9 protein-coding genes and 1 rRNA gene are annotated in these 7,331 nt (G+C 40.8%); 7 read left to right on the plus strand and 3 right to left on the minus strand.

Annotation, left to right across the window (positions count from 1 at the left end; all coding sequences use genetic code 11):
• Position 1: 1 nt before the first annotated feature.
• From ATS75_RS19145 to hemF, 4 genes are all read left to right on the plus strand, one after another.
• Positions 2 to 475 carry a DUF494 family protein gene (locus ATS75_RS19145; protein ID WP_058562026.1) on the plus strand — a complete coding sequence of 158 codons (474 nt, stop codon included), beginning with the start codon at positions 2 to 4 and terminating at the stop codon, positions 473 to 475.
• Between the two features lie 74 nt (positions 476 to 549).
• Positions 550 to 1,122: a type I DNA topoisomerase gene (locus ATS75_RS19150; RefSeq protein WP_058562027.1), complete on the plus strand. Its 573-nt coding sequence runs from the start codon at positions 550 to 552 to the stop codon at positions 1,120 to 1,122.
• A gap of 33 nt (positions 1,123 to 1,155) precedes the next feature.
• A complete protein-coding gene (locus ATS75_RS19155) occupies positions 1,156 to 1,722 on the plus strand; it encodes an L-threonylcarbamoyladenylate synthase (protein WP_058562028.1) in 567 nt (188 codons plus the stop codon).
• Between the two features lie 3 nt (positions 1,723 to 1,725).
• Positions 1,726 to 2,676 carry an oxygen-dependent coproporphyrinogen oxidase gene (hemF, locus tag ATS75_RS19160; protein WP_058562029.1) on the plus strand — a complete coding sequence of 317 codons (951 nt, stop codon included), beginning with the start codon at positions 1,726 to 1,728 and terminating at the stop codon, positions 2,674 to 2,676.
• Between the two features lie 61 nt (positions 2,677 to 2,737).
• Here the strand turns inward: hemF and ATS75_RS19165 are convergent, their stop codons facing one another.
• Entirely contained in the window at positions 2,738 to 4,345 is a 1,608-nt protein-coding gene (locus ATS75_RS19165; RefSeq protein ID WP_058562030.1) for a methyl-accepting chemotaxis protein, read from the minus strand.
• A gap of 97 nt (positions 4,346 to 4,442) precedes the next feature.
• Positions 4,443 to 4,880 carry a group II truncated hemoglobin gene (locus ATS75_RS19170; protein ID WP_058562031.1) on the minus strand — a complete coding sequence of 146 codons (438 nt, stop codon included), beginning with the start codon at positions 4,878 to 4,880 and terminating at the stop codon, positions 4,443 to 4,445.
• A gap of 52 nt (positions 4,881 to 4,932) precedes the next feature.
• On the opposite strand from ATS75_RS19170, the gene aroE reads away from it, so the two are divergent.
• Both aroE and ATS75_RS19180 read left to right on the plus strand, forming a co-directional pair.
• A complete protein-coding gene (aroE, locus tag ATS75_RS19175; RefSeq protein WP_058562032.1) occupies positions 4,933 to 5,757 on the plus strand; it encodes a shikimate dehydrogenase in 825 nt (274 codons plus the stop codon).
• Positions 5,754 to 6,008 carry a DUF1488 domain-containing protein gene (locus ATS75_RS19180; RefSeq protein ID WP_058562033.1) on the plus strand — a complete coding sequence of 85 codons (255 nt, stop codon included), beginning with the start codon at positions 5,754 to 5,756 and terminating at the stop codon, positions 6,006 to 6,008. The genes aroE and ATS75_RS19180 overlap by 4 nt, the downstream gene beginning before the upstream one ends.
• On the opposite strand, the gene ATS75_RS19185 is transcribed toward ATS75_RS19180, so the two are convergent.
• Positions 6,005 to 6,538, minus strand: coding sequence for a gamma carbonic anhydrase family protein (locus tag ATS75_RS19185; RefSeq protein ID WP_058562034.1), 534 nt, complete (start codon positions 6,536 to 6,538; stop codon positions 6,005 to 6,007). The two genes, ATS75_RS19180 and ATS75_RS19185, sit on opposite strands and share 4 nt — an antisense overlap.
• Positions 6,539 to 7,130: 592 nt before the next feature.
• On the opposite strand from ATS75_RS19185, the gene ATS75_RS19190 reads away from it, so the two are divergent.
• Positions 7,131 to 7,331, plus strand: a 16S ribosomal RNA gene (locus tag ATS75_RS19190); the annotation flags it as partial.

Genomic DNA, 7,331 nt, shown 5'->3' on the forward strand with positions numbered 1-7,331 from the left:
TATGTTCGATATCCTCATGTATTTATTTGAAAACTATATTCACAGTGATGCTGAAGTCTTCGTAGAGCAAAATGAACTCACTGATGAGCTACTACGTGCGGGCTTTAATAAACCTGAGATCTATAAAGCACTTGATTGGTTAGAGCAATTGGCTGATCTACAACATTGTGATGAAGTGCCTTACCTTAATGCTTACCCTCAACATGCCGTTCGTATTTTTACCGACAGTGAATGCCAAATGCTAAGCACGGAATGCCGTGGTTTTTTGATGTTTATTGAGCAAATAGGTGTGATTAATAATGAAACAAGAGAAATGGTAATGGATCGCTTGTTCGCCCTCGATAAGCCTTATATAGGGTTGGATGACTTAAAGTGGGTTGTATTAATGGTGCTATTTAATGTCCCTGGTTCGGAGCTTGCCTACTCGCAGATGGAAGAGCTCATTTTTGACGAACCAGCCGAAGTGTTGCATTAACCTCAGTACGGTGCTTGTAACTTTAATTAGTTTGGGTATATTAAGCGAAAATTAGCCAATTGCTTTGGAACTACATGAGTAAAATAGATCATTCGCTTTTCTCTGCTAATCAGCATGCCCTCGAAAAAGAATACGAAGTTTGCCCTCAATGTGGTTCTGAATTAGTGATACGCAACAGTAAAAGCGGGCCTTTTCTAGGTTGTGCAAGCTACCCTAAATGTGATTTTATTCGGCCTTTAGCTCAACACGATACTCAGCAAATTAAAGTACTTGATGATAGTCCGTGTCCAGAATGTGGCAATCCGCTGGTGGTTAAAAATGGCCGCTACGGTATGTTTATTGGCTGTACCGGTTACCCCGAGTGCCATTACATTGTTCACGATGAAAAAGAGCCCGATGCTGAAGTGTTACCCGCTTGCCCTAAATGCAAAAAAGGGCAGTTAGTTGCGCGTAGTAATAAATTTGGCAAAACGTTTTATTCTTGTGATAGCTACCCAAGTTGTAAATACACCCTTAATTTTAAACCTATTGAGCATACTTGCCCCGAGTGCCAGTGGCCAGTCATGATGCAAAAGCAAATGACCAACAGTGTTGTGTTACAATGCCCACAGAAAAGTTGCTCGCATAAAATCACTGTCAGCGAGTAAAACGCTTAACTTTTATTGTATTTGGAGATTTGTGTGACAGATCCAATCCCTTCACCTTTAACTGTTGTTGATGCCTTACAACAAGGTGGTGTCATTGTTTACCCAACTGAAGCTGTATTTGGTTTAGGGTGCGACCCAGATAATAGGCAAGCCGTAGAAAGCTTATTGGCGATAAAGCAGCGTCCTGTAGAAAAAGGATTAATTTTAATTGCTGATAATTATGGCCAGTTACTAAAATATATCGATGATGCAAAAGTTCCGATGGACAAACGTGCTGATATATTTTCTAGTTGGCCAGGGGCTATAACTTGGGTGATGCCTGCGGCTAAAAACACACCAAAATGGCTAACAGGTCAGTTTGATACGATAGCAGTACGGGTGACAAACCATCCAACAGTAAAACAGTTATGCCAGGAGTTTGGTAAGCCTTTAGTCTCTACTAGTGCTAACTTATCAGGGCAAGATACTGTAACGAGTATTGCTCAGGCTAAAAACGAGTTTGGTGAACAGGTTGCGTTTTATGTTGATGAAGCGCTAGGTGGAAATACGCAACCGAGCACAATTAAAGATGTTATGACAGGCAAAGTGTTTAGAGGATAAGTAATGCATAGTAATCTACTTGAACAAGTAAAAACTTACTTAATGGCTTTGCAAGATCATATTTGCCAAGGTTTAGAGAAAGCCGACAGTGCGGCTAAATTTGTTGAAGACAGTTGGCAGCGTGCAGAGGGCGGCGGTGGCCGGACGCGTGTTATTCGTGACGGGCATGTTATTGAGCAAGGTGGGGTGAATTACTCTCATGTATTTGGTGCCTCTATGCCAGCTTCTGCGACAGCACACCGCCCAGAATTAGCAGGTCGAAGTTTTCACGCATGTGGTGTTTCGTTAGTGATTCATCCGAAAAATCCACATATCCCTACTAGTCACGCCAATGTTCGGTTTTTTATCGCCGAAAAAGAAGGTGAGCAACCTATTTGGTGGTTTGGTGGTGGTTTTGATTTAACTCCTTTTTACCCTGTATTCGAAGATGTGCAGCATTGGCATCAAGTTGCGCATGACCTTTGCGTCCCATTTGGAGAGGACGTTTACCCTCGTTATAAAAAATGGTGTGATGACTATTTTTACATAAAGCACCGTGATGAGACTCGTGGTGTGGGCGGCTTGTTCTTTGATGACTTAAATGAAGAGGGGTTTGAGCAAAGCTTTGAGTTTATGCAAGCGGTGGGTAATGGTTTTCTCGATGCGTACTTACCTATCATCGAGCGCCGTAAAGACGACGCATATACGCAACAGCAACGTGATTTCCAATTATATCGTCGTGGACGTTATGTTGAATTTAATCTAGTGTGGGACCGTGGTACGCTATTTGGTTTACAAACTGGCGGACGCACAGAGTCTATATTAATGTCGATGCCGCCACTGGCGAGGTGGGAGTATAATTATATGCCATCAGCGAATAGCCCTGAGGCGATGTTATACCGCTATTATTTGCGCCCACAGAGCTGGCTAAATACGCAGCATGATCAGTTAATTGCTCGAGACTGGCAACTATAGAATCAAATTATAAGGCGCTAACGCATTAGCGCCTTTTTTATTTTACTCAGTTATCTAACGTTCAGGTTAGTTTAAAAGAACGTACTTGCTCGTCTAAAGATCGTGCGAGAGATAATAACTCTTCACTGACTTTTTGATTATCTTTAGCATCCACTAATGAACGTTCCGCATTATCGCTAATAGCCACTACACTTTGGTTAATTTCTTCAGCAGCTAAGTTTTGTTGCTCAGTGGCATTGGCTATTTGAACATTAAGCTGATTGATTTCGTTCATTTGAGAAGATATGTCCTGTAGAGCTTGGGCTACTTTTTTAACCTGCAATGCTCGTTCATCTGCTTCCTCACAAGAACTGCTCATCATCGTGACTGTATTGGCCGCTTCAGCTTGGAGTTTATCAATTGTACGGCGAATTTCATCCGTTGAATCATGTGTACGAGTTGCTAAGGTACGCACTTCATCTGCCACAACAGCAAACCCTCTACCTGTATCGCCTGCACGAGCAGCTTCGATTGCTGCATTAAGTGCCAGTAAGTTAGTTTGCTCAGCAATACTACTTATCACCTCTAGTACATTTCCCACTTCTATCGTTTGTGCCTGTAATTGACTTACTTGCGCTGCGGCACTGCGAACATCTTCGGCAAGTTGATTGATGCTTTGCTCTGTATGTGTCGCAACTTGTAGACTTTGTTGAGCGAGAGAATTGCTGCTTTGCGATTTTTCAGAAGCAAAATGTGTTGTATTTTTCACCTCACTAGATGAACTTTCAAGTTCATTTATGGCAGCTGCGACCGAATCAGTCCCTTGTTTTTGACTTAAAATTGCATGTTCTGTTGCATCTGCAGAGGTATAAATCGCTTCAGCACAATGAATCAGCACTTTCGATGAGTGGGATACTTGAGTAATATTTTCTTTAAATGAATCTATCATTTGGTTAAAACTATCGGCTAAAGAGCTAAGTTCATCATTGTTTTTGTCATCAATCGTTAAGCTCAAATCATTATTGCTGGTGGCTAAATGAATAACTTGATTCATTTTTTTAAGCCTTTTAATGAATATCTTTCTAAATAACAAACCCAATAATACGAATGCAATTAAAAACAAAGTTGAGAGTAGAAGTGTGTTAATTAGAGTGTTTCGAGTGACCTTTTCATCAATATCAGCCAGAGAATAGCTAATTTTCACAACGCCCAACACATCACCTTCATTTGCTTGATGACAACCTAAGCAATTTGTCCCTTTGTAATCACTCTGTGCAAACATGGGCTTTAAGTAGGTCATGAAGCGAGTGTCTTTCTGTTGTTCAATAAACAGCGCTTCTTTACCTGTTAATGCTGCTTGCTCTGCAGCGCTGGCCGGAGCTTGGTTTGGGCTTCCGGGTCCAAATGCTTTTGTCACAATAGGGCCGCGAATAATGTGTGCATCTTCAATATTTGGGTGGCTACGTAGTTTACTGCTCAAAATATCGCGATTAGCCATTGTGCCAGTGAGCATCATGGTATTGATAGAGTCAAAATAATTGTCAGCAAGTAATTTGATATTGCTTTCAATCGTATCTTGCGCGAGAGAATGTTGTTGATTGGAACTACTAAAAAGGCTTGCAAATAAAACGAGCGCTCCGGTGAGCGCAAGGAGTGCATAAATTTTATGTTGAATTGATTTCACGCGCATAATGCTCTTTTAAACAAGATTACATTATTATCTTGATTTAGCAGTAATAGGCCTTGATGTAGCGCAAACTTAAAAGATTAAATGACAACAATTTCCGTTAATCTTGGTTAATCATATGGCTGGCGAGTTGTGCTAAAGATTTTCTCAGCCCCTCACGTAATAAAGGGTTATCAATTTCAGCATCAAGCGCTTTGTTCATGCAATGCATCCATTGGTCACGCAGGTCTTGATCTATTGGAAAGGGCATATGTCTTTTACGCAGCATAGGGTGACCATGTTTTTCTACAAATAAATCAGGTCCACCTAGCCATCCAGATAAAAATTCAAAAAACACTTGGCGTATACGCTCTAATGGCTGAGGATGCATATCATATAACGGTTTAGCGTATTCATCTGTTGCCATTATGTCGTAGAATCTATCAGATAAGGCCCGTGCACCTTGTTCACCCCCTATCATCTGATAAGGTGTTTTTTCAGGCGTTGGGGCATGATGCGGCTCAGTAGGCTTCGATTTTGAGAAAAGTCGTCTAATCATAATATTATCATCGTTAATTAACAGTGCTAACTATACAAAAGGTTGTTTGAATATGGACAAATATGCGGTTTTTGGAAACCCAATCGAACACTCAAAATCACCCGCTATACATACGAAATTTGCAACCTCATTAGGTGAGCAAATTGATTACCGCGCAATATTAGCACCGATTGATGGCTTTCAAAAATCAGTGAACGCCTTTTTTGTTCAAGGCGGGCTGGGAGCGAATGTAACCATGCCATTTAAAGAGCAAGCATTTGAATTAGTCGACGTGCGTACTGAGCTTGCCACGATAGTTGGTGCAGTAAATACGATTAAAATACTTGATGATGGGCGTTTGCTAGGCGATAACACCGATGGCATTGGGTTTGTAAATGATTTACTAGAAAATAAAGTAGCAATAAAAGATAAACGAATTTTGCTAATTGGGGCCGGTGGAGCAGCCCGTGGCGTGATTTTACCTTTGTTAGCTCAACAGCCTAATGAAATTATTATCGTTAATCGTACCGCAGCAAAAGCAAATACACTGGCTGAGCTATTTTCTAAATACGGCAAAGTGACTGGTTACGGATTTGATGATTTACCAGAAAGTGATTACTCGCTAATTGTAAACTCAACATCCAGTAGTGTTCATAATGAGTTACCAGGGCTTGATAAAAAGTACCTTAATCATTGTGAATGTGTATACGATATGTTTTATTCGTTAGAAAAAACATTGTTCATGCAGTGGGCCTTGGATTATAACGCACCTATTAAAGCATTAGATGGAAGCGGCATGCTTGTTGGTCAAGCTGCACAGGCTTACTTTGTATGGCGTAACAAAATGCCTGAAATATTACCCGTGGTAAAAGCATTAAAAGCGGGGGAGCTTAAGTGAATCAAGCTATTCAATTTATAGACCGTATTGAATTTAGAGAAAAAGCACACAGCTTAATATTTTATGCTCAAGTGAGCGGTCTGATAGTGGAATGTATTATTGACACCCGAGACACGGCGATTTCTAGTCCCGAAGATGCAAAGCAACATTTTGAATTACTGCGTTTTGATTATGAAGATATTGCTGAGCATCTCATCGAAGATGAAGAATATAACTCAGCAGGGCAAATTGAGATTAAGGCGCTAAGTTAATTTTCAGCGAGGTACTCGTCTTTAAGCTCAACATAATTAGTCGCTGATATTTTTAAAAAGCTCCGCTCTTGTTCTGTTAAAGGGCGAGCTTGTTTTACTGGACTACCTACATATAAAAAACCAGATTCTAGTCGTTTATTTGGTGGTACTAGTGAACCACCGCCAATAATCACATCATCTTCTACAATGGCATTATCCATTACAATCGCACCCATGCCGACTAAAATGCGGCTTCCTAAGCGACATCCATGTAGCATCACCTTATGGCCAACGGTAACATCGTCTCCAATGATAAGTGGGTAGCCATCTGGATTGGTTTTACTTGAGCGAGTTAAATGTAAAACGCTACCATCTTGTATATTAGTACGCTCACCAATGCGAATGTAATTAACATCACCCCGAGCAGCAACTAATGGCCAGACACTACTGTGGTCACCCAATGTGATATCACCGACCAATACTGCAGATTCATCTACATAGACAGTTTGGTTAAATGTAGGGGTTATCCCTTTATAAGAACGGATAGTCATAGAACACCTAATAAAATGAGAGACGTTGCCCGAGATAATAGCAGTAGAGCCTATAAAATGGCCAGCGAGTATCGTTGTTGGTTACTAAACTACCTATTTTGAGTGCTTTCGTTCGTAAATCAATCGAACAGCACTTTATTTTAAGTTTTCTTAAAAAAACGCTTGCGTAAAAATCTGTTCTCCCTATAATGCGACCCCACTGAGACGGCAGAGCAGGCAACGCTTAGCGAGGCAAGCAGCTACTCAGTAAGTCGAGTAAAACTTGAGTTTATATTTTTTAGAAAGTTTAAATTAAGTGTTGACAAAAAAAATGGAAAGCGTAACATGCGCAGCCCTAGCGAGATAAAGTAAATACTTTAATCGCAACGTTCTTTAACAATATAAAGCAATCATCTGTGTGGGCACTCGTACAGATTGAGTTCTAACAGCCAAGCTACTTAGGTAGTGAGGCAAAAAAATTTAGAGTCTCAATTGAAACTGAGTGACCAACAGCAATAACTACTTCGGTAGGAATTGCAGCACAGTCAATTCAATATCGAAAGATATTAAATAAATTCAGAATTCATTGAGCTGTCGAAAGACAAAAAACTTTTAATTGAAGAGTTTGATCATGGCTCAGATTGAACGCTGGCGGCAGGCCTAACACATGCAAGTCGAGCGGTAACAGAGAGTAGCTTGCTACTTTGCTGACGAGCGGCGGACGGGTGAGTAATGCTTGGGAACATGCCTTTAGGTGGGGGACAACAGTTGGAAACGACTGCTAATACCGCATAACGTCTACGGACCAAAGGGG

This window comes from Pseudoalteromonas sp. H105 (genome assembly GCF_001469215.1).
Classification (GTDB): domain Bacteria; phylum Pseudomonadota; class Gammaproteobacteria; order Enterobacterales; family Alteromonadaceae; genus Pseudoalteromonas.